At 70.6% G+C, this 25,900-nt stretch carries 24 protein-coding genes; 7 read left to right on the forward strand and 17 right to left on the reverse strand.

Going from position 1 to position 25,900, the window contains the following annotated elements; all coding sequences use genetic code 11:
- Positions 1 to 3: 3 nt before the first annotated feature.
- The gene (locus HNQ05_RS10125; RefSeq protein ID WP_147146332.1) at positions 4 to 1,239 is read left to right on the forward strand and encodes an SH3 domain-containing protein; all 1,236 of its coding nucleotides are present in this window, start codon (positions 4 to 6) and stop codon (positions 1,237 to 1,239) included.
- On the opposite strand, the gene HNQ05_RS10130 is transcribed toward HNQ05_RS10125, so the two are convergent.
- Together HNQ05_RS10130 and panB are read right to left on the reverse strand one after the other, a co-directional pair.
- On the reverse strand, positions 1,201 to 2,091 hold the full coding sequence (locus HNQ05_RS10130; protein ID WP_147146330.1) for a ketopantoate reductase family protein: 891 nt from the start codon (positions 2,089 to 2,091) through the stop codon (positions 1,201 to 1,203). The genes HNQ05_RS10125 and HNQ05_RS10130 overlap by 39 nt on opposite strands.
- 7 nt (positions 2,092 to 2,098) lie before the next feature.
- Entirely contained in the window at positions 2,099 to 2,929 is an 831-nt protein-coding gene (panB, locus tag HNQ05_RS10135; protein WP_147146329.1) for a 3-methyl-2-oxobutanoate hydroxymethyltransferase, read from the reverse strand.
- A gap of 35 nt (positions 2,930 to 2,964) precedes the next feature.
- On the opposite strand from panB, the gene HNQ05_RS10140 reads away from it, so the two are divergent.
- Entirely contained in the window at positions 2,965 to 3,612 is a 648-nt protein-coding gene (locus tag HNQ05_RS10140; RefSeq protein ID WP_147146327.1) for an HD domain-containing protein, read from the forward strand.
- Positions 3,613 to 4,642: 1,030 nt separating this feature from the next.
- Here HNQ05_RS10140 and HNQ05_RS10145 read toward each other — a convergent pair.
- Positions 4,643 to 5,374, reverse strand: a complete 732-nt coding sequence (locus HNQ05_RS10145) for a hypothetical protein (protein ID WP_147146325.1) — start codon at positions 5,372 to 5,374, stop codon at positions 4,643 to 4,645.
- Between the two features lie 78 nt (positions 5,375 to 5,452).
- On the opposite strand from HNQ05_RS10145, the gene ruvB reads away from it, so the two are divergent.
- Entirely contained in the window at positions 5,453 to 6,439 is a 987-nt protein-coding gene (gene ruvB, locus HNQ05_RS10150) for a Holliday junction branch migration DNA helicase RuvB (RefSeq protein WP_147146323.1), read from the forward strand.
- Positions 6,436 to 7,482 carry a DUF4388 domain-containing protein gene (locus HNQ05_RS10155; protein ID WP_147146320.1) on the forward strand — a complete coding sequence of 349 codons (1,047 nt, stop codon included), beginning with the start codon at positions 6,436 to 6,438 and terminating at the stop codon, positions 7,480 to 7,482. The genes ruvB and HNQ05_RS10155 overlap by 4 nt, the downstream gene beginning before the upstream one ends.
- Positions 7,483 to 9,054: 1,572 nt before the next feature.
- On the opposite strand, the gene ade is transcribed toward HNQ05_RS10155, so the two are convergent.
- On the reverse strand, positions 9,055 to 10,788 hold the full coding sequence (gene ade, locus HNQ05_RS10160; protein ID WP_147146319.1) for an adenine deaminase: 1,734 nt from the start codon (positions 10,786 to 10,788) through the stop codon (positions 9,055 to 9,057).
- An 83-nt stretch (positions 10,789 to 10,871) separates the two neighbouring features.
- Here ade and thiS point away from each other — a divergent pair, with 83 nt between their 5' ends.
- Entirely contained in the window at positions 10,872 to 11,075 is a 204-nt protein-coding gene (gene thiS / locus HNQ05_RS10165; RefSeq protein ID WP_147146317.1) for a sulfur carrier protein ThiS, read from the forward strand.
- Positions 11,072 to 12,061, forward strand: a complete 990-nt coding sequence (locus HNQ05_RS10170; protein WP_147146315.1) for a TIGR00269 family protein — start codon at positions 11,072 to 11,074, stop codon at positions 12,059 to 12,061. Before thiS ends, HNQ05_RS10170 begins: the two co-directional genes overlap by 4 nt.
- On the opposite strand, the gene HNQ05_RS10175 is transcribed toward HNQ05_RS10170, so the two are convergent.
- The 13 genes from HNQ05_RS10175 to HNQ05_RS10235 all read right to left on the reverse strand — a co-directional run bounded on the left by HNQ05_RS10175 (position 12,048) and on the right by HNQ05_RS10235 (position 24,623).
- Positions 12,048 to 13,886, reverse strand: coding sequence for a hypothetical protein (locus HNQ05_RS10175; RefSeq protein ID WP_147146313.1), 1,839 nt, complete (start codon positions 13,884 to 13,886; stop codon positions 12,048 to 12,050). The genes HNQ05_RS10170 and HNQ05_RS10175 overlap by 14 nt on opposite strands.
- A gap of 10 nt (positions 13,887 to 13,896) precedes the next feature.
- Entirely contained in the window at positions 13,897 to 14,553 is a 657-nt protein-coding gene (locus tag HNQ05_RS10180) for a hypothetical protein (protein ID WP_147146311.1), read from the reverse strand.
- A gap of 88 nt (positions 14,554 to 14,641) precedes the next feature.
- On the reverse strand, positions 14,642 to 16,048 hold the full coding sequence (locus HNQ05_RS10185) for an NADH-quinone oxidoreductase subunit N (protein WP_147146309.1): 1,407 nt from the start codon (positions 16,046 to 16,048) through the stop codon (positions 14,642 to 14,644).
- The gene (locus tag HNQ05_RS10190; RefSeq protein WP_147146307.1) at positions 16,045 to 17,517 is read right to left on the reverse strand and encodes a complex I subunit 4 family protein; all 1,473 of its coding nucleotides are present in this window, start codon (positions 17,515 to 17,517) and stop codon (positions 16,045 to 16,047) included. The genes HNQ05_RS10185 and HNQ05_RS10190 overlap by 4 nt, the downstream gene beginning before the upstream one ends.
- The gene (locus HNQ05_RS10195) at positions 17,514 to 19,517 is read right to left on the reverse strand and encodes an NADH-quinone oxidoreductase subunit 5 family protein (protein ID WP_147146305.1); all 2,004 of its coding nucleotides are present in this window, start codon (positions 19,515 to 19,517) and stop codon (positions 17,514 to 17,516) included. The genes HNQ05_RS10190 and HNQ05_RS10195 overlap by 4 nt, the downstream gene beginning before the upstream one ends.
- Before the next feature lie 10 nt (positions 19,518 to 19,527).
- A complete protein-coding gene (nuoK, locus tag HNQ05_RS10200) occupies positions 19,528 to 19,836 on the reverse strand; it encodes an NADH-quinone oxidoreductase subunit NuoK (RefSeq protein ID WP_147146303.1) in 309 nt (102 codons plus the stop codon).
- Positions 19,836 to 20,306: an NADH-quinone oxidoreductase subunit J family protein gene (locus HNQ05_RS10205; RefSeq protein WP_147146301.1), complete on the reverse strand. Its 471-nt coding sequence runs from the start codon at positions 20,304 to 20,306 to the stop codon at positions 19,836 to 19,838. Before HNQ05_RS10205 ends, nuoK begins: the two co-directional genes overlap by 1 nt.
- Positions 20,303 to 20,872, reverse strand: a complete 570-nt coding sequence (locus HNQ05_RS10210) for a 4Fe-4S dicluster domain-containing protein (protein WP_013457288.1) — start codon at positions 20,870 to 20,872, stop codon at positions 20,303 to 20,305. Before HNQ05_RS10210 ends, HNQ05_RS10205 begins: the two co-directional genes overlap by 4 nt.
- 1 nt (position 20,873) lies before the next feature.
- A complete protein-coding gene (gene nuoH, locus HNQ05_RS10215; RefSeq protein WP_221266939.1) occupies positions 20,874 to 22,049 on the reverse strand; it encodes an NADH-quinone oxidoreductase subunit NuoH in 1,176 nt (391 codons plus the stop codon).
- 11 nt (positions 22,050 to 22,060) lie between these two features.
- Positions 22,061 to 23,179, reverse strand: coding sequence for an NADH-quinone oxidoreductase subunit D (locus HNQ05_RS10220; protein WP_246104100.1), 1,119 nt, complete (start codon positions 23,177 to 23,179; stop codon positions 22,061 to 22,063).
- A gap of 5 nt (positions 23,180 to 23,184) precedes the next feature.
- Positions 23,185 to 23,694 carry an NADH-quinone oxidoreductase subunit C gene (locus tag HNQ05_RS10225; protein WP_147146297.1) on the reverse strand — a complete coding sequence of 170 codons (510 nt, stop codon included), beginning with the start codon at positions 23,692 to 23,694 and terminating at the stop codon, positions 23,185 to 23,187.
- Positions 23,695 to 23,703: 9 nt separating this feature from the next.
- Positions 23,704 to 24,258, reverse strand: a complete 555-nt coding sequence (locus HNQ05_RS10230; RefSeq protein WP_147146295.1) for an NADH-quinone oxidoreductase subunit B — start codon at positions 24,256 to 24,258, stop codon at positions 23,704 to 23,706.
- Positions 24,246 to 24,623, reverse strand: coding sequence for an NADH-quinone oxidoreductase subunit A (locus tag HNQ05_RS10235; RefSeq protein WP_147146293.1), 378 nt, complete (start codon positions 24,621 to 24,623; stop codon positions 24,246 to 24,248). The genes HNQ05_RS10230 and HNQ05_RS10235 overlap by 13 nt, the downstream gene beginning before the upstream one ends.
- A gap of 139 nt (positions 24,624 to 24,762) precedes the next feature.
- Here HNQ05_RS10235 and HNQ05_RS10240 point away from each other — a divergent pair, with 139 nt between their 5' ends.
- Positions 24,763 to 25,887: an N-acetylmuramoyl-L-alanine amidase family protein gene (locus HNQ05_RS10240; RefSeq protein ID WP_147146291.1), complete on the forward strand. Its 1,125-nt coding sequence runs from the start codon at positions 24,763 to 24,765 to the stop codon at positions 25,885 to 25,887.
- Positions 25,888 to 25,900 lie beyond the last annotated feature (13 nt).

The raw sequence follows: 25,900 nt of genomic DNA on the forward strand, positions 1-25,900 counted from the left end.
CGAATGCCGCACGTCCTCTCGCCGCACGCCGGCGCGCCGCTCGCGGACCCTGGGTTCTGGGCCGGGCGCTGGCGGGGCCGGTTCGACCCCGGAGCGCCGGCGGTCGTGAACCCGCGCCTCGCCGAGCGCTCCCGGGCGCTGTGGGACCCGCTCGAGCTGGGGCCGGTGGCGCCGGCGGCGCTGGGGGAATGGATCGAGGCGGCCCGGGTCCCGGACGCGTGGTGGGCGGTCCTGGACGGCCGCCCCAGCGACGAAGCGGCACGGGCGCAGCTGCGCGCACGGCTGAACCTCGAAGGGCTGCGGCCCTTCAAGGCCGACCGCTACGGCCTCACCCTCGGCCGCGCCAACCTGCGCGCCCTGCCTACCGCCGCGCGCGGCCACAAGACCAACGACGAGGACGGCTTCGACCGCCTGCAGCACACCGCGCTCGAGCCGCTCACGCCGCTGGCGCTGCTGCACCCCAGCCGCGATGGGGCGTGGTGGTTCGTCCAGGCCCCCGACTACCGCGGCTGGATCCGCGCCCGCGAACTGGCCTGGACCGAACTTCCCGGCGAGATCGCCAACCTGCTGGCGCAGCCGGGGCCGGTCCTTCTGAGCCCCACCGCCGAACTGGAAACCGCCTGCGGCGCCACCCTGCTGCAGATGGGCAGCCGGCTGCCGGGGCTGCGCGGCGGCATGCTCGCCTACCCCGCCCGTGACGAACACGGCCAGCTGCTCTGGAGCAAGGCCCGCCTCCGCGGCGCCCCCGAGCTCGCCCCCGAACCCCCGCCCCTCACCCCCGAGGCCTTCTTCGCCCGCGCCCTCGCCCCGCTGGGCCGCCCCTACGGCTGGGGCGGCCTCACCCCCGAAGGGCCCGGCCTCGACTGCTCGCGCTTCGTCCAGGACGTCTTCAAGGTCTTCGGGTACCGCCTGCCGCGCGACGCCTCGGCGCAGTGCGCCGCCACCCGTCCGGCGATCGCCTTCGACGCCGGCGAACCCCACGAGGCGCGGGCGCGCAAGCTGGCCGAGCTCGACGCCGGTCCCGCCCTCCTATGCATGCCGGGGCACGTCATGCTCTACCTGGGCTCGGTGGACGGCTGTCACCACGCAGCGCACGCCTTCTGGGCCTACAAGCGGCGGGAGAACGGCGGCGAGGTCACCGTTCCGGTGCGCCGGGTGGTGGTCACCAGCCTCGACCTGGGGCGCGGAACCGACGCGGGCTCACTCCTCGAGCGGCTCACCTCGGTGAACCTGCTTTAGGGCGCGCACCATGCGGTAGAGGGCCTCGTGGCGCGGCAGCGCCCGGCCCCCGGCGCGCCCCCAGGCGAGCAAAACCCCGGTGATCTCTTCGATCTCCGTGGGCCGTCCGGCGCGCACGTCGGCGCGCATGCTGCTGGTGTTGGCCGCGGTCGCGGCCAGAACCCGGCGGATCCGACCGAGCAGGGTCTCGGGATCGGGCAGGGGGCCGCGCGCCGCCAGCACCGGGTGCATCTCCAACACCAGGTCGCGCACCGTGGGCCAGAGCTCGGGCTCGAGGAGTCCTCCGTTGGGCACGTCCAGCACCGCGGTGAGCGGATTGACGACCAGGTTCACGGCCAGCTTCTCGAGCCGGCGCGCCGCGACCTCGGGCGTGGCCGCGGCCGGCAGCCCCGCCTCCGTGAGGCGCTCGGCGAGCGCCGCGAAGGCCGGCGGCAGCCAGGTCTCCCCCGCGGCCACCCAGACGGTGCGCCCCGCTTCGCGCATGGCCGCGGCCGTCGTGGCTCCCTGGTCGACGAGCCGCCCCTCCCCCGCCGCCGCACGCAGCCGCTCCCGCACCCAGCCGTTCTGCAGGCTGAGCACGCCCTCCCGGGCGAGCCCGCCCGCCACCCGCGCGGCCGCCTCGGTGTCGGGTCCCTTGACCAGCACGACCGCCCAGCGGGCCGGAGGCGCCTCTTCGGGGCCGAAGACCGGCACGCGCACGCGCTCCGAACGCCCCGAGGGATGGACGAGCTCGAAGCCTTCCCCGAGCTCGGCGGCCCGCTCCCGCGAGCGCGCTACCAGCGCGGTGGGCACGACCGCGGCCAGGCGCGCGGCGAAGACGCGGCCGAGCGCCCCCGGCCCCACCACGGCCACCTCGAAATCAGGATTCCTTACCGTAGAGCCCCTCCAGCGCGGATTCGTCCATCGCGAAGCCGTGTTCGTCCGCGGGGAACGCCCCCGAGCGCACGTCGGCGGCGTAGGCGGCGATCGCGTCGCGGATCAGCGCCCCGCCCTCCAGGTAGCGGCGCACGAACTTGGGCTTGAAGCGGTCGAAGACGCCGATCAGGTCGTGGAAGACGAGCACCTGGCCATCGGTGGCCGCGCCCGCGCCGATGCCGACCGTCGGCACCGCCAGCCGCTCGGTCACCAACGCCGCCAGCGGCGCCGGCACCATCTCCAGCACCACCCCCCAAACCCCCGCGTCGGCGAGCGCGCGCGCGTCCGCGAGCAGGCGCTCGGCCGCTTCCGGGGTCTTGCCCTGCACCTTGTAGCCGCCCAGCGAGCTCGCGGTCTGCGGGGTGAGGCCCACGTGCCCCAGCACCGGCACCCCCGCGGCGACCAGCGCCCGCACCACCTCCAGCTTGGCCCCCTCGAGCTTGACCGAGTCGGCTCCGCCCTCCTTGACGAGCCGCTCGGCCGCCGCCAGCGCCCGCTCGGAGGTGGCGTCGGCGAGGAAGGGCAGGTCGGCGACGAGGTGCACTCCGGGCGCGCCTCTTCGGGCAGCCTTGGTGTGGTGCAGCACCTCCTCCAGGGTCACGGGTACGGTGCTGTCGTAGCCCAGGACCACCATCCCCAGCGAGTCGCCGACGAGCAGCACGTCCACGCCCGCTTCGGCGGCCAGCTTGGCCGTCGGGTAGTCGTAGGCCGTGAGCATCACCAGCGATCCCCGGCCTTTGCGGGACTTCAGTTCGGGAATCGTCAACTTGGCCACGCCCGTATTCTACGCGGCCTGCGTATACTCGTCCCATGCCCTTCGAGCATCCCGACCCCCAGGTGCAGGCCTTCGGCCGCAGGGTCGAGGCCGAGTTCTCAGACGAGGCGAGCGGCCACGACTGGTGGCACGTCTGGCGGGTGTGGCGGCTGGCGCGGCGCATCGCCGCGGCCGAGGGCGCCGAGGTGCGCACCTGTGAGCTGGCGGCGCTGGGCCACGACGTCGAGGACCACAAGCTGGGCCGCCCCGCGGGCACCCTCGCGGCCTGGCTCGCGGAAGCCGGGGTGGACGAAGCGACCGCGGCCCGGGTGGTGGAGATTGCCCAGAGGGTCAGCTTCAAGGGCGCAGGCGTGCCCGACGCGATGCCCACCCTCGAGGGCCGGGTGGTGCAGGACGCCGACCGCCTCGACGCCATCGGCGCCATCGGCGTCGCCCGCGCCTTCGCCTACGGAGGAGCCCGGGGCCGGCTCCTCTACGACCCGCACGAGGCCCCCGAGCGGCACGCCAGCTTCGAGGCCTACCGGAAGACGAACTCGAGCTCGCTGATGCACTTTTACGAAAAGCTCTTCCTGCTCAAGGACCGCATGCACACCCCCACGGCCCGGGCGCTGGCCGCGGAGCGCCACGCCTTCATGGAGGCCTACGTGCAGCGCTTCCTCGACGAGTGGGAGGGATACGCCTAACACTCCAAGGCTGCGGATCGCCTTGACCCGTCCCGGTAACGGCATGGCATGGGGGTGCAGTGGGCAAAGATGGGTAGACCGCGAACCGGTGCTGCGCGCACTGGCCGGCACAGCGCACCTCCCAACAAAACCGATTCCCCGGGCGAACCCGCGAAGCGGGCGCGACCCGGGCCCATGCCGGGCGGTGACCGCCGTTCGGTGGCCGCCAGTCTGCCCTGCAACTTGCCCCTTAGCACGTACTACGTACCACGTGCCGCTGTTATCCGTCATTCCGAGCGAGCAAACCGCCAGGTTTGCCAGGCCCGGAATCTTGCTTGGTGCGGATGAGGGGCTGAGCGCTCGAAGTGCGGACTGCGACAACGGCGCACCTGCTCACTCGTAACTCACAGCCACGACAAGATCCCCGATCTCACCGGCTGCGCCGGTTCGTCGGGGATGACGGCAGGAGTGCGTAGGGGGTGGGGTGTAGGGGGTGGGTACAAGAACAGGAGTTGAAGAGGCGCGGAAGCATGGGAGTCTTCGTGGCTTTGGGATCGCGAAGAAACGGCCGGCGGGCTTCCGTTCTCATCCGCTACGCCCGCTCCTTCTCTTTCGAGCTCCCTTTCACCACCTACTACGCACCACGAACTGTGAACTGCGAACTACAAACTACGCACCGCCCCTATCCGTTATTCCGGACGAGTGGGCCGCGCGGCCCACGAGAGCCGGAATCTTAAACTCGCGGTCGAGAAGTAGGTCGCTCGAAGCATGGAAGGTGAGGAGGTTCGTCGGTTCACTCGAAACCCGCGGCAACCATGAGATCCCCCGACCTCGGCGCCTCGCGCCTCGTCGGGGATGACGGGGGGCGGGGCGCCACGGTAAGATCCCGTTCTCACTGGCTTCGCCGGTTAGTCCGAAGGAGGAGGGAAAAGGGCTGCTGGAGTCGGCGCCCACGAAACCCTGGATCCCGCTTCGCTCGTACGGGGAAATGAGGAAAAGGGTAAGGAAAACGGTGCCCCAGCTGGATGAACACCGTCGCGAGTTCCCTTCGTTACGGCTTATCCAACCTTTTCAACAGCCAGCGCGCCAGCGCCCGCACCTCACCGCTGCGGCCCGACCAGGCCCGCACCCCCGCGCCCACCCGCACCAGCGCCTCGCGCAGGTAACGGTCGGTGGCCAGCACGTCCACGTAGGGCGCGACCGTGGCCGCCATGACCACGTCCAGCAGGTCGCTGGCCCGCTCCTCGCGGCTGCGCTCGAGCGAGCGGAAGGCCACCAGCCGACCCAAAAGCTGGAAGAAGGGCGCCGCCTCGGCCGACCGCGCGAGCCCCAGCCGCCCGCGCGCCCAGGCCCGCGCCGCGGCCGCCCTCCCGTAAAAGTCGCCCTCGAGCTCGAGGTCCAAAAGGCCCCATAGCGGCGCGAGATCCGCGGGTTCCTCCCAGCTCCCCCGCCGCCATAGGAAGTCTTCCCGCGCCAGACCGCCCCGCGCCACCTGGCGGCGCACCACGTCGGGCCAGGGCCGCACCCAAAACCCCTGGCTCACCCGGTCGAACATCCTGCGGAAGGCGGGCAACAGGTAGCCGCCGTGGAGCTCGAGCGCGTGAAACGGGCTCGGCGGCGCGAGCGCCCGGTCGCCCAGCACCAGCAAGGCCTCCCAGACCTCGCCGAAGGCCTCTTGTCCCGGCAGCGCCAGCAGGTGCTTGGCGATGCGCGAGGCGTAGTTCTGGTCGAGGTAGGCGAGGAGTCCCCCGCCCCGTTCGGCCGGGAGCGCGCGGTCGGCCATCGTCTTTCAGCCTAGCCCTTCACTGAGCGTTAGGGGGACCGCCGGAACCCCGGGGATTCGGAAAGGTATCATGGGTCCGTGGAGCTCGACCTGACCCTGCGCCCCGAGAGCCTGGACGACTACGTCGGCCAGGAGCGGCTCAAGGCCAAGATGGCCGTCTACCTGCAGGCGGCGCGTCAGCGGGGCGAGCCGCTCGACCACCTGCTCCTCTTCGGCCCGCCGGGGCTGGGCAAGACCACGCTGGCCCACGTGATCGCCGCGGAGCTGGGGGTGAACATCCGCGTCACCTCGGGCCCCGCCATCGAAAAGCCGGGCGACCTCGCGGCCATCCTCACCAACAGCCTGGAAGAGGGCGACGTGCTCTTCATCGACGAGATCCACCGGCTCAGCCGCACCGCCGAGGAGCACCTCTACCCGGCGATGGAGGACTTCAAGATCGACATCGTCATCGGCCAGGGGCCGGCGGCGCGCACGATCAGGCTCGACCTACCGCGTTTCACCCTGATCGGCGCCACCACCCGCCCGGGCCTCATCTCGGGACCGCTGCGCAGCCGTTTCGGCATCGTCGAGCACCTGGAGTTCTACAGCGAGGCCGAGCTCGCCCAGGGCGTGGAGCGCGACGCCCGGCTGATGGGCATCGCCGTCGAGCGCGAGGCGGCGCTCGAGATCGGCCGCCGCAGCCGCGGCACCATGCGCGTGGCCAAGCGCCTCTTCCGCCGCGTGCGCGACTACGCCGAGGTGGCCGGCGAGACGGTGGTCTCGCTCGCCCGCACCCGTCAGGCCCTCGACGCGCTGGGCCTCGACGAGCTGGGCCTTGAAGCCCGCGACCGCCGCATCCTGGAGACGATGATCGTCAAGTTCGCCGGCGGACCGGTGGGGCTCGAGACCCTGGCCACCGCCATGCACGAAGACCCGGCGACGCTGGAAGAGGTGCACGAACCCTACCTGATCCAGCTCGGCCTGATCCAGCGGACCCCGCGGGGACGCGTGGCCACCGCGCGCGCTTACGAGCACCTGGGCCTCCCGCCCCCCGAGGGGCCGCGGGGCCTGTTCGAGGACGCATGATCAAGGGCACCCTCAGCGAACTCGACCTCGGCGAGCTGCTCAAGGCGCTCGAAGCCGCCAAGCGCTCGGCGATCGTCACGGTCAAGGCGCGCGAGGGCTGGGGCCGCATCCACCTGAACATCGGCCGCATGGTCTACGCCCGCACCGAGCCGGGGCCGCACCTGGGCGAGTACCTGGTGCGCCTCGGCTACGTCAGCCTCAAGGAGGTGCAGGACCTGGTGCTGCTGCAGCGCAACGAGAACCCCGGCACCCCCCTGGGGCAGCTGGCGCTCAGCCGCAAGATGATCACCGAACAGGACCTGCGCGAGGCGCTCTTCTACCAGGTCATCGAGGCCATCGCCACCATGCTGGGCTGGAAGGAGGGCACCTTCGTCGCCGAAGGAGCCGACGAAAACGCCTCGCAGGTGCCGCTGCCGCACACGCTCGAGACCCGCGCCGCGGTGCTCGAGGCCGCGCGCCGCCTCGACGAGTGGCACCGGGGCAGCGTCGAGCCCGACGAGGTGCTCGTCCTCGCGGGCGACCCCACCCGGCACTCGCTGCCGCGCGAAGCCTGGCAGCTGCTCGAGATCGCCGACGGCGCCCACCGGGCCCGCAGCCTCGCGGTCGAGGCGGGGCTCTCGGAGGAGCACGCCTTCCACCTGCTCTACGAGCTCAAGAGCCGCGGGCTGCTGCGTCCGGCGACGGTGGCCCCCGAGGACCCGCTCGTCCTCATCTGGGCCGAGTCCAGCCTGGTGCGGCGGCTGCTCTTCGTGCTGCTCGAGCGTGAACGCTTCCGCACCCTGATCGCCCCGGACGCCCAGGGCGCCCTGCGCATGATCGAGCGCAAGCGCCCTTCGGCGGTCCTGATCGAGGGCGACCAGCTTCCGGAACGGGTGCGCCAGCTGCGCAGCAGCGCCGCGGGCCGCTACGTTCCGCTCTGGGTCGTCAGCGAGCAGCCCCCGCGCGGGCTTTGGGTGCGCAGCAACCGCGTCCAGTACATCCGCAAGCCCTTTGACGAGGCCGACGTGCTCGAGGCGCTGGCCCCCTTGCGACGCTCGATCTAGCCCGATCAGCGTTTCCGCCGCAGGCCCGGCCGCCGGCGGCCGTCGGCGCGGCAAGGTTTACGGTCCAGCTGGTCCCGCGTACTCCAGGCGAGGGCGAACCGGCGCGCCACCGTCAACGTCCGCGCTTCGAACCGTCGGTTTTCCTTCCGCGCGTTTTTAAGATTCCGGACCTGTCCCGGACTTGATCCGGGATCTCGCGGGCCCCATGGCCCCCTCGTCCGGAAGGGCGTATACCGGCGGTGCGTGGTGCGAAGTGCGCGGCGTGTGGTTAGGTAAGAGTTTGAAAGAGGAGGAACCGGCCGTAGCGGGTGAGGCCGGAAGCCCGCCGGCCTTCTTTCGCAATCCCAAGAAGACGAAGAGCCGGCGCTTTCACGTCCCCCCTTCGTCACTCACGTCTCACCCCCTAGACCCTACGCCCCCCCTCTTCGCCATCCCCGACGAGGCGCGAAGCACCGAGGTCGGGGATCTTGCCATGGTTGCGTGCTCCAAGCGGAAGCAAACCGATGCACCGTCGTTACCTTCCATTCTTTGAGCGACCTACTTCTCGACCGCGAGTTTATTTGAGACTCCGGCTCTCGCGGGCCGCGCAGCCCGCTCGTACGAAATGACGGATGACGGCGGTGCGTGGTGTGCGGTACGTGGTACGAAACAGGTAAGCAGGTGGGAGTTGTGCCAGGAGGAGCAGGGCCTGGCGGGTAGCAAACGAAGCCCGCCGGTCGTTTTCTTCGCCATCCCAGAACCCCGAAGACCCGGCATTTACGTGCCTTCTTTGTTTCCTTCGCCCCTTTCGTCACATACACTCCCCCACCTCATGACCTTCTTCCGTCATCCCCGACGAGGCGCGAAGCACCGAGGTCGGGGATCTTGCCGTGTCTACGTAGACCGAACGGGCCGACGCAGCTTCGTCACCCCGGGCAAGCGGCCGCAGGCCGCGCGGTCCGGGGTCTTGTGTTAGCAGACCACCCCCTCCTCTTCCTCGTCATCCCCGACGAACCGGCGCAGCCGGTGAGATCGGGGATCTTGTCGTGGCTGTGAGTTACGAGTGAGCAGGCGCGCCGTTGTCGCAGTCCGCACTTCGAGCGCTCAGCCCCTCATCCGCACCAAGCAAGATTCCGGGCCTGGCAAACCTGGCGGTTTGCTCGCTCGGAATGACGGATAACAGCGGCACGTGGTACGTAGTACGTGCTAAGGGGCAAGTTGCAGGGCAGACTGGCGGCCACCGAACGGCGGTCACCGCCCGGCATGGGCCCGGGTCGCGCCCGCTTCGCGGGTTCGCCCGGGGAGTCGTATATCGGTGGAAAGGGTGCTGGATACGCAAGGCGTTCGTTGCCGGCTCGCGGCCGGTCCGCCTCCCCCCACCCCCCGACGAACAACCCCCTCCGGCGGCTTCGCCGCCACCTCCCCCGAGGGGGAGGTAATAAACCCCCAGCTTGTAGCTCGTGGCCCGCGATTCGTGGAAACACCCCAGCACGTCGCACCGCGCGCGCCGGATGTGGTTGATCACGTACCACGCGCCACGTACGACGCGGCACACAGGACACCACACCTAACCCCTCGTCGCCCGGGATGGAGCTAGCCTTCCGCGGGTCCGACCCAGAGGTCCACGAGCTCGAAGCGGTCCACGTCCACCAGGCCGCGGTCGGTGAGCTTGAGGTGGGGGATCACCTCCAGCGGCAGGAAGGCCAGCTGCATGAAGGGGTCGCGCGAGCTGGCCCCCAGGCGCTCGCGCGCTCGCTCCAGCAGGGCGTTCATCTGCGCGTGCACCACCTCGATGGGCTCGTCGGAGATCAGCCCCGCGATCGGCAGCGGCACCACGGCCAGCACCTCGTCCCCGAGCGCCGCCGCGTAGCCGCCGCCGGCGCGGACCACGGCCTCCAGGGCGGTGCGCATCGAAGCGTCGTCCATGCCCGCCACCGTCAGGTTATGGCTGTCGTGGCCCACGCTGCCGGCGATGGCGCCGCGCGCGAGCCCCAGCCCCTGCACGAACCCGACCGCGCGGCGCCCCCCGTTGCCGTGGCGCTCGAGCACCGCCAGCTTGGCGAGGTCGCGCGCCGGGTCGGCCACGGCCAGGCCGTCCTCGACCCGGGGCTCCAGCCGCGCCTCGTCGGTGATCAGCTGCCCCTCGTGGGCCACGATCACCCGCAGCCGCTCGCCGCGGACCGGCACGGCCAGGTCGAGGTCCGCAAGCTCCACCGCGACGGTGCCACGCACGGCCGCCTCGTCGGCCTCCGCCGCGGCCGTAAAGAGGGACCGCCCGGCCGCAGCCACCTTGCGGCCGCGGAACCAGACGGCGTGCACCTCGAAACCCTCCAGGTCCTCGAAGGCCACCAGGTCGGCCCAACGCCCCGGTGCCACCGCGCCGCGGTCGCGCAGCCCGAAGGCCTCGGCCGCGCTCAGGGTAGCCATGCGCAGGGCGAGCAGCGGGTCCACCCCGCCGGCCACCGCCCGGCGCAGCATGTGGTCGACGTGCCCCTCCTCCAGCAGCTCGGCGGGGTGACGGTCGTCGGAGCAGAAGGCCAGGCGCGCGGCGGTGGCCGGGGTTACCGCGGGCAGCAGGTCTTCGAGGTTCCGCGCCGCCGTGCCCTCGCGCAGGAAGACGTAGAGCCCCGCGGCCACCTTCTCGAGCGCCTCGTCCGGGGCCACCGACTCGTGGTCGGCCCAGGGCCCGGCGGCCGCGTAGGCGGCGAGCGTCTTCCCCCTCACCCCCGGGGCGTGGCCATCGATCGGCCGGCCCCGGAAGGCCAGCAGCTTTTCCACCGCGTCGGGCTCGGCGTTCACTGCGCCGGGCACGTTCATGAACTCGGCCAGGCCCAGCACCCGCGGGTGCTCCAGGAAGGGCAGCAGGTCGCCGGCGGCCAGCCGGGCGCCGCTCGAGGAAAGGTGCGAGGCGGGCACGCAGCTCGGCAGGTTGACGAGCACGTCGAGGGGCAGCCCCTCGCTGGCCTCGAGCAGGTAGCGGACGCCGGCGGTTCCCGCCACGTTGGCGATCTCGTGGGGATCGCTGATCACCGTCGTGGTGCCGCGCGGTACCACCGCCCGCGCGTACTCCGCGGGGCGCACCATGCTCGACTCCAGGTGCACGTGGGCGTCGATCAGGCCCGGGGCCAGGTAACGACCCTCCAGGTCCTCGGTGCGCGGGCCCGCGTAGTCGCCCACGCCGGCGACGCGCCCCTCCGCCAGGGCGACGTGCCCCCAGGCCACACGCCCGGAAAAGACGTCGATCACGCGCGCGTTCGCAAGCACCAGGTCGGGCTCCACCTCGCCGCGCGCCACCGCCAACAACCGCCGGTACGCCTGAGAATCCATGGCTAAGTATATCGGGGGCCGGGGTGAGGCCCGTGGGCGTCCCGCTTTCATTTCCGCCGCCGCTGCTGTGCTAAGGTACGGCCGTGAAGGTGATTCTGCGCACGCCGCACAAGGAAGAACGCGAGCTGGAGGGGCCGCTCACGGTGCGCGAGCTGCTCGAGCGCCTCGACATGGACCCCGAGGGCGTCATCGTCGCCCGGGGCCGCGAACTGCTCACGCTGGACACGCGCGTGGAGGACGACGCCACCGTCGAGGTGATCCGCGCCATCTCCGGGGGCGGCGCGTGAACTGCTCGGTCTGCGGCGCCCCCGCGCAGATGGAGGTGCGCCGGCGCAACCGGGCGTTCTGCGCCGAGCACTACCGCGAGTGGTTCGTCGGCGAGACGCGGCGCAACCTCAAGCGGCACCGGATGATCCGCAAGGAGGACCGGGTGCTCGTCGCCGTGAGCGGCGGCAAGGACTCGCTGGTGCTCTGGGACACGCTCACCCGCCTGGGCCACGCGGCCACCGGCCTCCACATCCAGCTCGGCATCGGCGACTACTCCCGGCGCGCGCTCGAGGCCACCCGCGCCTTCGCCGCGGAGCGGGGGCTGGAGCTGATCGTCGTGGACGTGCGCGAGAGCTTCGGCCTCACCGTGCCCCAGCTCGCCCAGGCCACCGGCCGCGCCGCCTGCAGCGGCTGCGGCCTCTCCAAGCGCTACCTGATGAACCGCGTCGCCGAGGAGGAGGGGTTCAACGTCGTGGCCACCGGCCACAACCTCGACGACGAGGCGGCCACCCTGCTGGGCAACGTCAGCCACTGGCAGCTCGACGCGCTGGTGCGCCAGGGGCCGATGCTCGAGGGGCGCGAGGGGCTGGCGCGGCGCATCAAGCCGCTCTACAGCTTTACCGAGCGCGAGGTCGCCGCCTACGCCTTCCTGGCCGGCATCGAATACCAGCACGAGGAATGCCCCCACGCCGAGGGGGCCAAGAGCCTGCTCTACAAAGACGTGCTGAACCGGCTCGAAACCCGCATGCCCGGCACCAAACAGGTCTTCCTCGAGCAGTACCTGAAGAAGGTGCAGCCGGTGCTGCGGGAGGGTCTGGAAGAGGGCGAGGTCGAGCTGCGCCGCTGCGAGCGCTGCGGCTCGGTGACCACCGGCGCGGTCTGCGCCCACTGCAAGCTGTGGGACCGCGCCTACGCACGCGCGAAAAAGCGTCGCCTGCTTCCTGAGGAAGCGAGCTTCGACCCGCGGCCGCGGGTGCACCGCCTCGAACCCGCTAACGAAGCCTGACGCCGAAGCGCACCTGGTGGCCCGCGGCCTCCCCGGGCCGCTGGGGCAGGAAGACGCCCTGGTAACCCAGGGTCCAGGCGAAGCAGCAGTCGTTGAGGGTGAGCTCGAGCCCCGCCCGGCTCACCCGGCCGCGCAGCAGGTCCCAGCCCAGCGAGGGCGCGAGGGTCCAGCCGCCGGCGCAGCCGGGGGCCGCGGGCCGGTAGGCCAGCCGCAGCTCGCTGTAGCCGGGGTTCCCGGCGGCGTCCCAGCCGCGCCACCAGGCGAGCTCCGCTTCGCTTTCCGCGCGCGTGGCCGCCAGCGTCCAGCGCTCGTCGCCACCGAGCGGCGCGCCCGCGCCGTCGCGTCGCTGCTCCCGGCGCCACGCGGCCGCGAGCGTCCCCCAGGCGGCGTCGTAGTCCAGGCGGGCGGCGTAGCTGCGCTCCTCGCGGCTCACCGCACCTGCGGCCAGGTCGTAGCGCACCGCGCGCCGGTAACTTGCCGACACCCGCAGCGTGCGGCCCGCCTCGAAGCCCGCACCCTCGCGCGCCGTGCGCGCCTCGTAGCCGTAGCGCGGCCGGCCGCGCATGCCGTAGGCCTCGGCCCAAAGCCGCCACCCCTCCCGGTACCGCAGCTCGGCGCGCCCGCCGCCCCAGGCGTAGGGAGCGGCGTCGGGGTAGAACGCCAGCAGGTAGGGCAGCTCCAGGCGCAGCTTCAAGCCCCCGAAGCTGCGGTCAGCGGCCACCAGCCGTCCGTCCGCGCCCGCGGCCAGGCCGGTCTGCTCCTCGTGGGCCAGCCGCGCGAAGGGGCGTAGCCGAAGCCCGCCCAGGTCGTAGGCGCGGGCGAGCGTGAACGCGGCCACGGAGCGGTTCAGCGTCGCCGACCAGCCGATGCGGAAGTCGAGGGGGCCGTCGCTCAGGCGAACGTCGGGCTCGACCCGCCGGCGCCAGGCCGCACCGTCCCAGGTGCGCGCCGGCCGCAGGCCGAAGCGCAACCGGCGCCCCCCGGAAGCGTGCTCGACGGCGAAGCGCACGGCCTCGGTCTTGCCCGGAGCAGGCGCGCCGCCCACGCCTTCGGCGAGCAGCGTCAGCCGGGTGTTCCAGCGGCCGAAGGCCTCGTCCGGCGCGGGCAGCGGCAGCCCCTCGACGCCGAAGTTCCAGCCGGCGCCGTAGCTGAGGCGCAGCGGAAAGCGCAGATCGAGCGGCTGGTCCAGCTCGAGGCGCAGGCGTTCCGGTCGCGCCAGGGCGGCCCCGTAGAGCCGGAAGGTGCCCTGCTGCAGGACGAGCTCCTCGTCCTCGAAGCGAAAGGTGGCGCGGCGGGCGGCCAGCTCCAGTGCGTTACCGCACTTGCAGGGGGTGCTCCGCACCTCCTCGGCGGTGAAGACCTCGCCTGCGAGCCGGCCGCTGGCGGCGCTAAAGCGGTAGCGCGAGGTTCGCGCTTCGATGGTCGCAAGCTCGGCCCGGCCCCCTTCGAAGCGCGCCCGGGCCGCGCGCACCACCGCGTCGCCGCGCTCGAAGACGGGCTGCTCGAGCACCAGCGCCTCCCCTTCCCCCAGCAGGCGCGGGGCGCGAAAGGCCCAGCCGGCGAAGCCGCCCGCCACCGCCTCGGCGCGCAGCACCCCCGCGGCGCGGTCGTAGACGATCCGCGCCGCGGTCATCTCCGCGCCGCCGGCCTCCAGGCAGGCGCCTTCGGAAAACGTCAGGACGTCGCCGTCGAGCTGGAACTCCGCCCCGCCGAGCACCGCCGGGGGGCGCTCGACCTCGAGCACCACGTCGGCGTCCGCGCAGGGGCCCGCCCAGGCCAGACCCGCGGCCAGGGCGGCGAGGGCCAGCAGTAGCTTGGGGTTCACGCCGCCTATTCTACGGGGCTTCCTTGGGCTCCGTCCGCGCGAGGAAGGCCCACAGCCGCCTGCGCACCTCGGGGTCCAGCTTGCTGCTCGCCCGCACCTCGCCGGTCTCGGCGTCGAACTTCAGGTAGAGCGGCTTCTCGGGGTTCTTGCCCGACAACGTCACCCCCAGCGCCGCGTCGCGGTAGCGGTAGGGCGCGAGCAGCAACGCCTCACCGGTGCGGTAGTCGCTGACCATCGCCTGCGCCTCCAGCTCGGGGCTCATCGCCCGCACCCCGCCCTCGAGCACGGCCACCCCGTCGCCAAGGAAGATCCAGGCGCTGCGCGCCTCCAGGGCCTTGACCTGGGGGGTGTCGAGGACGACACCGCCCTCGAGCTGCACCCGATCCTCGGGCAGCTCGTAGCGCAGCTGTTCGGCCGCGAAGCGCACCTTCCCCGCCTCGCTCTTGGCCTTGCGCGCGAGCACGTAGACGTCTTCCTTGTACTCCACGTACTCGGCGTCGATGCTCAGGTCGTTAGCGTTGTCGCGGATCACCCCGCCCTGGGGCAGGGTGGTCACCCCGGTGGCCAGGTCGAAGACCTGGTCGCCGTAGGGCTCGATCGAGAGCGCGGCGAACCTGGCCGCGGCCAGCAGGATCAGCAACGGGAGGAGCAGCCCGGCGCGTTTCATGGCCCCAGCCTACCGGGCGGCCGGGTGAAGGGCGTGAAACCAAGGTAAAGCCGGGCCGAAGCCCGGCTCGGACTGCGTTCAGAAAAGCTCAGACGAGGCCGGCGATCGCCGTCTTGAGCCAGTCGAGCACCGGCTGCGGCCAGACGCCCAGGACGACCACGGCCAGCGCCAGCAGCACCACCAGGCTGAGCGCCGTGGGCGAGAAGTCCAGCGCCGGCGCCTCCTCCGCCGGGGCGTCCAGGAAGACCGCGGCCAGCACCCGGAAGTAGAAGTAGTAGCCGAAGACGACCATCACCACGGCCACGACCAGGGCGGCCCAGGCGCCCGCCTGCGCCAGCGCCGCGAAGACGTAGAGCTTCGCGAGGAAGCCCGCGAGCAGCGGCACCCCCGCGAGCGAGAGCACGAAGACGGCCACGAGTACGCCCACGAGGGCGTTGCGGCGACCCAGCCCCTTCCAGGCCTCGAGCGTGGAGGGCAGCCCCCCGGCCTCGAGCGCCTCGAGCACGAAGAAGAGGCCCAGGCTGGTGACGATGTAGGCGACCAGGTAGTAGCCCACCGCAGTGAAACCGGTCAGCGAGGCGGTCGAGAGCGCCAGACCCAAGAAGCCCATGTGCACGATGGTGGAGTAGGCCAGCAGACGCTTGAGGTCGGTCTGCAACAGCGCCCAGAGGCTTCCGAGCACCACCGAGACCAGCGCCAGGCCGCCGATCCAGCCGGCCACGACCGAACCCTCGCCGCCGAAGGCGCGGGCGAGCAGCACCGCCAGCCCCAGCGCCAGCGCGGTCTTGGGCGCGGTGCTGAGGAAGCCGGCCATCAGCGGGAAGGACCCCTGGTAGGCGTCGGGCGCCCAGGCGTGGAAGGGCACCCAGGCGAGCTTGAAGCCGAGGCCGACCAGCATCAGCGCCAGGCCGCCCAGGGCCAGCCCGCTGGTCTGGTAGGCGAGGCCGGCGGCGATGCCGCCGTAGCCCAGGCTGCCCGTCTCGGCGTAGACGAGGGCCATGCCGAAGAGCAGCAGCGCCGAACCCACGGAGCCGAGCATCATGTACTTGGCCGCGGCCTCGGTGCCGAAGCGGCGCTCGCGGTCGTAGCCCACGAGCACGTAGGTCGCGTAGGCTGAGAGCTCGAGCGCCAGGTAGAAGATCAGCAGGTGGGCCGAGCCAACGAGCAGGATCCCGCCGAGCACCCCCCACATCACCAGCGCGTGCACCTCGCCGCTGCCCAGGGCGAAGCCGCCCCCGCGGATCGTCGCCCCGGCGGCCACGAGCAGGCCCACCAGGCTGAGGAGGACGATCGACGCGGCCGTGAGCGGGCCCAGGGTCACGGCCCCGTAGAGCACGCCCGACTCCTGCGCCGCGAGCAGACCCAGGATCAGGGTGGCGCCGAAGACGGTGCCGCTGATCGCCCCGATGGCCGCAGGGCGGTCGTCGAAGTTGGGGGCCAGCAGGGCCAACACCAGCCCTCCGAAGGCGAGCAGTACGATGACTGCGAGCGTCATTTCAGCACCTCCTGCACCAGGGTGAGCAGGGGCTGGACCCCCGCGTCGATCCAGGGCGTCAGCGCCGCCGGAACCAGGCCGAGCAGCACCGCCAGGAAGACGAGCGGCGCCGCCGCGGCCACCTCGACCGGGTTCAGATCGTCGAGCGCCCCCTCGGCCTTACCCAGCAGCACCCGCTGGATCGTCCAGAGCATGGCGCCGGCGAGGATGACGATCCCGAAGACCGCGACCCAGACGTAGGGCCGGGTCACGTCGGCCAGGAAGCCGCCCCAGAGGCTCTGGAACTCGCCGAGGAAGCCCGCCAGACCGGGCAGGCCGAGCCCGCCCAAGAGGGCCAGCCAGAGGACGCCGCCGAGGATGGGGGCGGCGTTGTACACGCCCTTCATCGCCGCGATCTCGCGGGTGTGGGTGCGGTCGGCCAGAAGGCCGACCATGAGGAACATCAGGCCGGTGATCACGCCGTGGGCCACCATCTGGTAGACCGCGCCGTGCAGCCCCACCGCGGTCATCGAGGCGATGCCCAGCAGCACGTAGCCCATGTGGTTCACCGAGGAGTTGGCGATCAGGCGCTTGAGGTCGCGCTGGGCCAGGGTGACGTAGGCGCCGTAGACGATGGAGACGAGGGCCACGACCGCGAGCAGGTTCGCGAAGCGCTCGAGCTCTCCCGGGAAGAGGGCCAGGTTGAAGCGGATCAGACCGTAGCCGCCCATCTTGAGCAGCAGCCCCGCCAGGAAGATCGAGCCGGCGGTGGGCGCCTGGGTGTGCGCGTGCGGCAGCCAGGTGTGCAGCGGCACCGCCGGCAGCTTGATGAGGAAGGCCAGTGCGAAGCCCCAGAAGAGCCAGCCCGCCGCCGGCAAGAGCGCCAGGTAGCCGGCCACGCTCACCAGATCCAGGTAGTCGAAGCTGACCCGGCCCAGCGCCGGCGCGGCCAGATAGGCCGTGGCCAGCATGGCCGCAAGCATGAAGACCGAGCCCACCAGCGAGTAGATCAGGAACTTGACCGCCGCGTAGCGCCGTTGCTCGTAGCCCCACAGCGCGATCATGAAGTACATCGGCACCAGCACGAGCTCGAAGAAGACGAAGAAAACGATCAGGTCGAGTGCTGCGAAGACGCCCACCAAAGCGCCCTGCAGGAGCAGCATCAGCGCGAAGAAGCCCTTGTCGGTCTTGCGCCAGCTGGCGAGCACGCTCACCGCGGTGAGCAGCGGGGTGAGGGCGATAAAGGGCAGGCTCAGCCCGTCGAGGCCCACGTGGAGGCTGGAACCCACGAGGGGCAGCCAGGCGAGCTTGAACTCGCTGACGAAGCCGCCGAACGAAACCGGGTAGGCCAGGTAGACCCCGAGGCTCGCGATCAGCGTGAAGAGCGCGACGCCCAGCGCGGTGCGCTTCGCCGCCTCGGCCCGCGGGTCGTCGAGCAGGCCCACGAAGGCCGCGGCCACGATGGGAAGGAAGATCAGGATCAGGGTCACCGCACACCTCCCACGTAGAGCGCCAACGCGCCCAGCAGCATGTAGAGCGCGTAGACCGCGAAGCGGCCGCTTTGCAGGTGGCGCAGGAAGGACGAGGCCACCAGGCTCAGGTAGCCGACCAGGTCGACCAGGCCGTCCACCACGTAGCGGTCGAAGAGCTCGAGCGCATAGGTAGGCGCCTGCGCCAGCGCCCCCAGCACGCGGTAGTAGAACTCGTCGAGGTAGAGCCGGCGTTGCAGCGCCTGGGTGAGCCATAGCGGCGCGCGCTGGCGCAGCGGATCGGCGGCGTACCAGTAGACGGCGAGGCCCGCGCCCGCCAGGGCGACGAGCGTACCGGTGACGTAGCCGCCCATCAGCTTGGCCGCAGGCAGCAGCTCGGGCGCCTCACCCCAGTAAACGAGGGTGAGCAGGCCGTAGCCAAAGAGGGGGCTGCCCCAGAAGCCCACGAGCAGGCTGAGCACCGCCAGGGCCACCAGCGCGGTGATCATCTCGGCGCCCGACTCGTGCGGATGGTGCCCCTCGGGGGGGCTGGGGTCGGGCTCCGCCTCGTCCGGCCCCAGGTTGAGCCAGGGCGCGCCCTGGGTCCAGGCCGCGGCCTTCCAGGGACTGGCCGTCCTTGGTTTGTGGAAGGCGATCACGATCATGCGGGTGGTGTAGAAGGCGGTGAAGAAGGCCGCGACCAGGCCCACCAGCCAAAGGAAGCGGGCGTGCTCCTCCGCGGCGTGGAGGATCAGGTCCTTCGACCAGAAGCCGGCGAAGGGCGGGATCCCCATCAGCGCCAGCGCCCCGATCAGGAAGGTCCAGTAGGTCCAGGGCATGTACTTCTTCAGCCGATCCATCTCGAAGATGTCCTGGGTCTTGGCTCCGTGGATCATCGAGCCCGAGCCCAGGAACAAGAGCGCCTTGAAGAAGGCATGGGCCAGCAGGTGGAACATCGCCGCCGCCCAGCCGAAGACGCCCAGCCCCAGGAACATGTAGCCGAGCTGGCTGACCGTGGACCAGGCGAGGATCTTTTTCACGTCGGCAAAGGCCGGGGCCAGCACCGCCGCGAACAGTGCGGTGATCGCCCCCACCCAGGCCACCACCCAGAGCACCTCGCCGTGGATGAGCAGCGGGTAGAAGCGGCCGGTCAGGTAGACGCCGGCGGCCACCATCGTCGCCGCGTGGATCATCGCGCTGACCGGCGTGGGGCCCTCCATGGCGTCCAGAAGCCAGACGTGCAGCGGGAACTGGGCGCTCTTGCCCATCGCCGCGACGAAGACGAGCAGCCCCACCGCTGCGGCGGCGCCGGTCCCGATCATGGCCAGGGTCTGCTCGCTGGCCAGGTCGGCGAGGTCGAAGTTGCCGATGAGCAGGTAGAGCCAAAAGAGGCCGAGCATGAAGCCCAGGTCGGCCAGCTTGGTGGTGATGAAGGCCTTCTTCTGCGCCTGCTGGGCGGTCTTCTTCTTGTAGAGGAAGCCGATGAGCAGGTAGCTCATCAGGCCCATGACCTCCCACGCGAGGAGCGAGTGGAAGAAGTTGCCCGCCAGCACGAAGGCCAGCATGGCGGCGCTGAAGAGCTGCAGGTAGGCGAAGAAGGTGGAGTAGCGCTCCTCGCCGTGCATGTACCCGATCGAGAAGAGATGGATGAAGAGCGAGGCCAGCGCCACCATCGCGGTGACGACCGCCGCCAGCGCGTCGATGTAGATGACGAGGGGAATCCCGGCCTCGCCGCGGATGGCCAGCCAGGTCCACTCGAGCCGGAAGGGGAAGTCGGGCGACCCCGCCTTGGCCAGCGCCTCCCCGTGGTTGCCGCCGAGCAACGCGGCGAGGTTCCAGCCCGGCGCGGCGAGGATGACGTCCCGCAGGAGGCCCAGTGCGAGCACGGCCGCGACCGCCATGACCGCGGTGGCGATCCAGCCCGAGCTCCGGCCCGGCAGCGAGCGCCCGAAGAGGATGAGCAGCACGAACCCCAGCGCGGGCAGCAGCGGAATCCAGTAGCTTAGTTCAACGTAGCTCACGTTCGCCTCCTTATCCGCGCATCTCGCTGATGGCGTCGTCGGTGACGGCGCCGTGGGTGCGGTAGACGTTCAAGAGGATCGCGAAGCCGATGGACAGCTCGGCCGCAGCCACCACGATGATGAAGAGCGCGAAGACCTGCCCCGCGAAAAGGCTCGGGTCGCGGAAGGCGGCCACGCTGGCGAACGCCAGCGCCGCGGCGTTGAGCAAGATCTCGACCGACATCAGCACCGCGATCAGGTTGCGGCGCGTGAGCACGCCGTAGAGCCCGATGGCCATCAAGAGGCCGGAAAGCAACAGGAAGTGTCCGAGCGTCACCATCAGCCGGCCCTCCTTCGGGCGAGGACGATCGCGCCCACCATCGCCAGCAGCAGCAGCACCGAGGCCACCTCGAAGGGCAGCAGCGCCGCCTGCAGCAGGTTGACGCCCAGCGTCTCGGGGCTGACCGGGGTGATCTGGCCGTCCCCGTGGCCGACGTTGCCCTTGAAGAAGACCAGGGCCGCGGCGGCGGCCAGCAGGCCGGCGACGATCTGCCAGCTCCGCGGCCCCGCGCTCGTGCGCGACTGGGTCATCATGATGATAAACAACGTCATAATCGGGATCGCCGAAGCGTTGACCATGAACTGGATGGCCGCCAGCGCCGGCGAGCCCAGGAGCAGGTAGAGCCCCGCGATCAGGAAGAAGGTGATCGCCAGGCTCAGGGCGGCGCGCACCATGCTGGCCGTCGTGACCGCCAGGATCGCGAAGACGAGCACGAAGGCCGCCAGGGCGTAGAACGCGGTCAGGCTCACGAGTCCACCTCCTCCGCCGGTTTCAGGATCTCGGCCAGGCCGCCGGGCTGCATCTCCGGCGGCGCCTTCTCGATGCGGCCGTCCTCGGTGCGGATCTCCACGCCGAACTTGGGGCTGTACCACTGCCGGGCGCGGCGCGCCTGCTCGTGCAGGAAGTCGACGTCCGCCTTGAGCGTCTGCAGGTCGTAGGTGGACATCTCGAAGTCCTGGATGGTCACGATCGAGCTGACCGGGCAGGCCTCGACGCAGGCGGCGCAGTACATGCAGTTGACCAGGTCGATGTCGAAGCGGTCGATGAGGAAGCCCTTGCCCTCGGGGTTGCGGTGGCGCTCGATGGTGATCACCTGCGCCGGGCAGGCGCGCTCGCACTGCAGGCAGACGATGCAGCGCTCCGAGCCGTCCTCGTTCTCCACGAGCGCCAGCGACTGCACCGAGACCGGCGGCAGGTCGGGCTTGACGTAGGGGTAGAACTCGGTGGGCGCCTCCTCGTAGACGCGCTTGTGCACCGTGGCCATCCCGGTACCGATGGCCTTCACGGCTTGCCAGACTTCTTGAAGCAGGCTCATCTTACCTCCAGATCAGGCGCAGGTAGGCCGCCAGTACCAGTCCAAAGAGGGCCAGGGGGATCATCGCCTTCCAGGCGAACTCCATGAGTTGGTCGTCGCGGTAGCGGGGCAGGGTGGCGCGGATCCAGAGGAAGATCCAGACCCAGACCGCGGTCTTGGCCGTGAAGTAGAGGCTCTCGAGCGCCCCCGCGGCCAGGCTGCCGGGCTCGAGCCCGAAGAGCGGGCCGTGCCAGCCGCCGAAGAAGAAGACGACGATCAACGCCGGCAGCAGGAAGAGCTCGACGAACTCGGCGAGGAAGAAGAAAGCGAAGCTCATCCCCGAGTACTCGACGTTGTAGCCGGCGATCAGCTCGGACTCGGCTTCGGGGAAGTCGAAGGGGATGTGCTTGAGCTCGGCCAGGCTGGCGATCACGTAGAGCACGAAGGGCAGCGCCAGCGGCAGGAAGTTCCACAGCCCCAGCTGGGCGTCCACGATGCCGCCCAGCGAGAGCGTCCCGCTCCAGACGGCCACGGTCAGGAAGACGAGGGCCAGCGGAATCTCGTAGCTGACCATCTGCGCGCCGGCGCGCAAGGCGCCGATCAGGGCCCACTTGTTGCCCGAGGAAACGCCGCCCAGCAGCACGCCGTAGGCGCTGAGGGTGGAGACCGCGATCAGGTAGATCAGGCCCACGTTGGTGTCGGCCAGCACCCAGCCGGAGGCGAAGGGGACGACGGCGAACATGGCGAAGCTGGCCACGAAGGTGATCGCCGGCGCCAGCCGGAAGGTGAGGACGTCGGCCGCCGCGGGCACGAAGTCCTCCTTGGCCAGGAGCTTCAGCGCGTCGAAGACGGTCTGGATGCCGCCGGCGGGGCCGTAGTGCATGGGGCCGTAGCGTTCCTGCACCTTCCCCAGGTACTTGCGCAGCAGCAGGATGAGCAGCAGCGCGATGACCGCCGAGAGCAGGAAGAGCAGCACCACCTGCAGGGCGCGCATCAGCACGAAGCCCCAGCCGCTGTCCCAGCCCAGCGCTCCGAAGAGCGCCGGCACGCCGGCGTAGGTGCCGATGACGATCAGCCAAAAGACGAAGACGTAGGCGGAATAGACCGTGCGTTCAAGCCAGGGCCGGCTCTTCTGGGGGTCGTAGCCGAGCAGGCGCGGGCGGAAGTGCCGGTCTTCGGGAATGGGGATCTGGCTCACCGGTGCACCTCCTATCGGTCGATCTCCCCGAAGACGGGGTCGAGCGAGGCCAGGATCGCGATGGCGTCGGAGAACTTGGCGCCGACGAAGAGGTCGGGCACGATCTGCAGGTTCGAGAAGGCCGCCCCCCGGTGCTTGACCCGGTAGGGCTTGTCGGTGCCGTCGGAGACCACCAGCACGCCCAGCTCACCGCGGCTGTTCTCGACCGCGCGGTAGCGCTCGCCCGCCGGGGGCTTGATGCGGGCCGGCGCCTTGCCCTTGTAGGGCCCGGTCTTGGGGGTGAGCTCCACCAGCTGCCGCAGGATGCGGATCGACTGGTACATCTCCTGGAACCGCACCCAGAAGCGGGCGTAGGTGTCGCCGTCCGGCGAGGTGGGAATCTCGAACTCGACGTCGGGGTAGGCGTCGTAGGGGAAGGCCTTGCGCACGTCGTAGGCCACGCCGCTGGCGCGGAGCACCGGGCCGCTGACGCCGCGGGCGATGGCGCGCTCCTTGCTGAGCACGCCCACGCCGATCGTGCGCGCGTGCACCACGGGGCTTTCGAGCACCAGGTGCTCGTAGTCCACCATCCGCCGCTCCATGTGGTCGAGGAAGTCGGCCACGTCCTTGAAGAAGTCGGGGTGGACGTCGCGGCGGACGCCGCCGAAGGTGTAGTAGTTGGGCAGCATGCGGGCGCCCGCGGTCTTCTCGACGATCCCCAGGATGATCTCGCGGTCCCAGAAGGTGTAGAGGAAGGGCGAGATCGCGCCCAGGTCGAGCATCGCCGTCCCCATCCAGACCAGGTGGCTGGCGAGACGGTAGAGCTCGAAGAACATGGTGCGGATCTTCTTGGCCCGGTCGGGCACCTCGATGCCCAGCATGTCCTCGACCGCCAGCACGAAGGGCAGCTCGTTCTGGGTGCCCGAGACGTAGTCCATGCGGTCGGTGTAGGCGATCACCTGGGGGTAGCTGCGGGCCTCTTCGATCTTCTCGTGGTTGCGGTGCAGGTAGCCGATGTGCGGGACCGCGCGGGTGATGCGCTCGCCCTCGAGCCCCAGGACCACCCGCAGCACGCCGTGGGTGGCGGGGTGCTGCGGCCCCATGTTGACGATCATCTCGTCGCTGCGGCCGGGCACCGGTTCCAGACTCATCGTGCTCACGAGGCCTCACCTCCTTCGCCCGCCTCGCCCGCGTCCTCGGGTTCGGGCGGCGGGGGCGGCGCCCAGGGTTCGGGGTCGGGCCAGGGTTTGGCCTCCCAGCCGGGCACGGGGTAGCCGCCGGTGTCGAAACGCTTAAGCAGGGGGTGCAGCTCCCACTCGTCTTCCAGCAGCAGGCGCCGCAGGTCGGGGTGCCCCGCGAAGCGGATCCCCAGCATGTCGTAGGCCTCGCGCTCATACCACTCGACGCCGGGCCAGAGGTCGGTCACCGAGGGCACGACGGGGTCGTCGTAGGGCACGTCGGTGCGCACCGTCACCTTGGCCAGGTCCTTCATCCGGGTCAGCTGCAGGGTGACGCGCAGACCGTAGCCCATGTCGATGCCGCTGATCGCCCGGGGAAAGTCGTACCCCGCGGCCGCGAGCCGCTCGCACAGCGCCCGGTAGTCCTCGGGGTGGACCGTGTAGACGTCCTCGTCGAAGAGGCGTTCCTGCTTCATCCTCGCTTCCACGGCCACCTCCTAGAGCACCGGAAGCCGCCCGTCCTTGCCGGGTTCGGCCAGGACGTCGTAGTCGGTGGGGATCTCACGGGGCTTCTGATAGCGCAGCTCGCGGTCGGCGATCTTGTCGCGCAAGAGCAGGAGCGCCTGCAGAAGCGCCTCGGGCCGCGGCGGACAGCCGGGGATGTAGACGTCCACGGGAACGATCTTGTCCACGCCCTCGACGACCGAGTAGCCCTGGCGGAAGGGTCCGCCCTGGTTGGCGCAGGCGCCCATGGAGATGACCCACTTGGGCTCGGCCATCTGGTCGTAGAGGCGGCGCAGGCGCTTGGCCAGCTTCTTGTTGACCGTGCCCGAGACGATCATCACGTCGGCCTGCCGCGGGGTGTTGCGGAAGAACATCCCGAAGCGGTCGGCGTCGATCTTCGGATCCCAGGTGGCCATCATCTCGATGGCGCAGCAGGCGATGCCGAAGGTCAGCGGCCACATGCTGCGGCTGCGCGCCATGTTGATGAGGTCGTCCAGCGTTCCCAAGATGATGTCGCGCGGTCGTTCGTCCGAACCTAGTAGACCCACTTGAGCACCCCCCTCCGCCAGGCGTAGACCAGCCCCATCGCCAGGATGCCGATGAAGATAGCCGCCTCGAAGAAGCCCAGCCAGCCCAGCTTGTCGTACGCCACCGCCCACGGGAAGAGCAGCGCGGCCTCGACGTCGAAGAGCAGGAAGAGCAGCGCGAAGATGTAGTAGTTGACGTTGAACCGCAGGTTGACGTCGCCGATGGGTATCTCCCCGGACTCGTAGGCGTCGAGCTTGCCCGGCGGCTTCGGGCGCACCCCGACCAGCAAGCGGGCGATCCCGATCGTCACAAAGACGATGGCGAGGCCGACGAGGAAGAAGACGATCGCGGTGATCCCCGCCTGCAGTTCCGTTAGGTAGTCCACGGCTTGCCCCCTTTCCGCTCCGGATCGGAGCACACTCCGCCATTCTTACACTTCTCAGGCGCTAGCGGCTAGGGACGCGTTTACCATCGAATCTGGAACCGCTGCGTTCTCACCCGCATTCTGGCTATAATCGCGGGAGATGCGCGCCCTCGCCTCCCTGGTCCTGCTCCTCTCCGCCCTTGCCTGGGCGAGCCCTGGCTGGATGCGCTGGGCGGCTCACGACGACGAGGGGTTCACCCGCTTCGTCTTCGAGCTGCCCGTCGGCACCGCCTACGCAACCGAGCGCAGCGGCGCGCTCGTGCGGGTGACGCTGGGGCTGAGCGTGAAGGCTCCCGAGACGCTGCGCCCAGGCGACGCCGCCGTCGAGCGGGTGGAGCTGCAACCCTCCGCGGAGGGGGCCGAGGTGCGCCTCTACCTGCGCCCCGGAGCGACGGCGAAGAAACCCTTCGTGCTCGAGGGCCCCGAAGGCCGCTTCCGCCTGGTGATCGACGTGCTGCAACCCGAAGCGGGCCGCGCCGCGCCGCCGCCCAAGCCCAAGCCTCCGGCCCCGGTGGTGGTCATCGACCCGGGCCACGGCGGACCCGACCCCGGAACCGTCGGATACGTAAAGGAGAAGGTCGTCACCCTCGACATCGCCCTGCGCGTCAAGAAGATCCTGGAAGCCCGGGGGATCGAGGTGGTGCTCACCCGCGACGGCGACTACGACCTCGCCCCCAAGTCGGTCAAGGACTTCGACGAGCGCAAGCTGCTCGACCTCAACCAGCGGGCCAAGATGACCAACGGCAACCGCAACCTCTTCGTCTCCATCCACGTCAACTCGGCCGAGCGGCCCGCCCGCGGCATCGAGGTCTACTACCTGGGCAAGACCCTGGACCCGCGCACCCTGGCGCTGGCCATCGCCGAGAACGGCGGCGGGGAGCTCGGCGAAAAGCTCACCCAGAAGGCCGAGAGCACGGCCGAGGCGGCGCTCGCCGACCTGATCGCCCAGGGGAACCTGCAGTTCTCCGCCCGGCTGGCGGACGACATCCTCGAGCAGCTGATCGCGCGCACCGGCACCAAGAACCGCGGGGTGCACTCGGCCCCCTTCTACGTGCTGCGCTACGCCCGCATCCCGGCGGTGCTCGTCGAGGTGGGTTTCGCCAACCACCCCACCGAGGGCCGCCTGCTCGCCCGCGCCGACTACCGCCAGAAGCTGGCCGAGGGCATCGCCGCCGGCATCCTGGAGATGCTCGGCAACGGCGCCTACGCCGCAGCCGGCCGCTAACGGCGGCGTGTAG

Source organism: Oceanithermus desulfurans (assembly GCF_014201675.1).
Classification (GTDB): domain Bacteria; phylum Deinococcota; class Deinococci; order Deinococcales; family Marinithermaceae; genus Oceanithermus; species Oceanithermus desulfurans.

Bases quoted from the DNA above. Each gene is read 5' to 3' on its own strand.
- HNQ05_RS10125 (WP_147146332.1), top strand. From the start codon at position 4: ATGCCGCACGTCCTCTCGCCGCACGCCGGCGCGCCGCTCGCGGACCCT.
- HNQ05_RS10140 (WP_147146327.1), top strand. From the start codon at position 2,965: ATGCCCTTCGAGCATCCCGACCCCCAGGTGCAGGCCTTCGGCCGCAGG.
- HNQ05_RS10145 (WP_147146325.1), bottom strand. From the start codon at position 5,374: ATGGCCGACCGCGCGCTCCCGGCCGAACGGGGCGGGGGACTCCTCGCC.
- HNQ05_RS10155 (WP_147146320.1), top strand. From the start codon at position 6,436: ATGATCAAGGGCACCCTCAGCGAACTCGACCTCGGCGAGCTGCTCAAG.
- ade (WP_147146319.1), bottom strand. From the start codon at position 10,788: ATGGATTCTCAGGCGTACCGGCGGTTGTTGGCGGTGGCGCGCGGCGAG.
- HNQ05_RS10180 (WP_147146311.1), bottom strand. From the start codon at position 14,553: ATGAAACGCGCCGGGCTGCTCCTCCCGTTGCTGATCCTGCTGGCCGCG.
- HNQ05_RS10185 (WP_147146309.1), bottom strand. From the start codon at position 16,048: ATGACGCTCGCAGTCATCGTACTGCTCGCCTTCGGAGGGCTGGTGTTG.
- nuoK (WP_147146303.1), bottom strand. From the start codon at position 19,836: ATGGTGACGCTCGGACACTTCCTGTTGCTTTCCGGCCTCTTGATGGCC.
- HNQ05_RS10210 (WP_013457288.1), bottom strand. From the start codon at position 20,872: ATGAGCCTGCTTCAAGAAGTCTGGCAAGCCGTGAAGGCCATCGGTACC.
- HNQ05_RS10220 (WP_246104100.1), bottom strand. From the start codon at position 23,179: ATGAGTCTGGAACCGGTGCCCGGCCGCAGCGACGAGATGATCGTCAAC.
- HNQ05_RS10240 (WP_147146291.1), top strand. From the start codon at position 24,763: ATGCGCGCCCTCGCCTCCCTGGTCCTGCTCCTCTCCGCCCTTGCCTGG.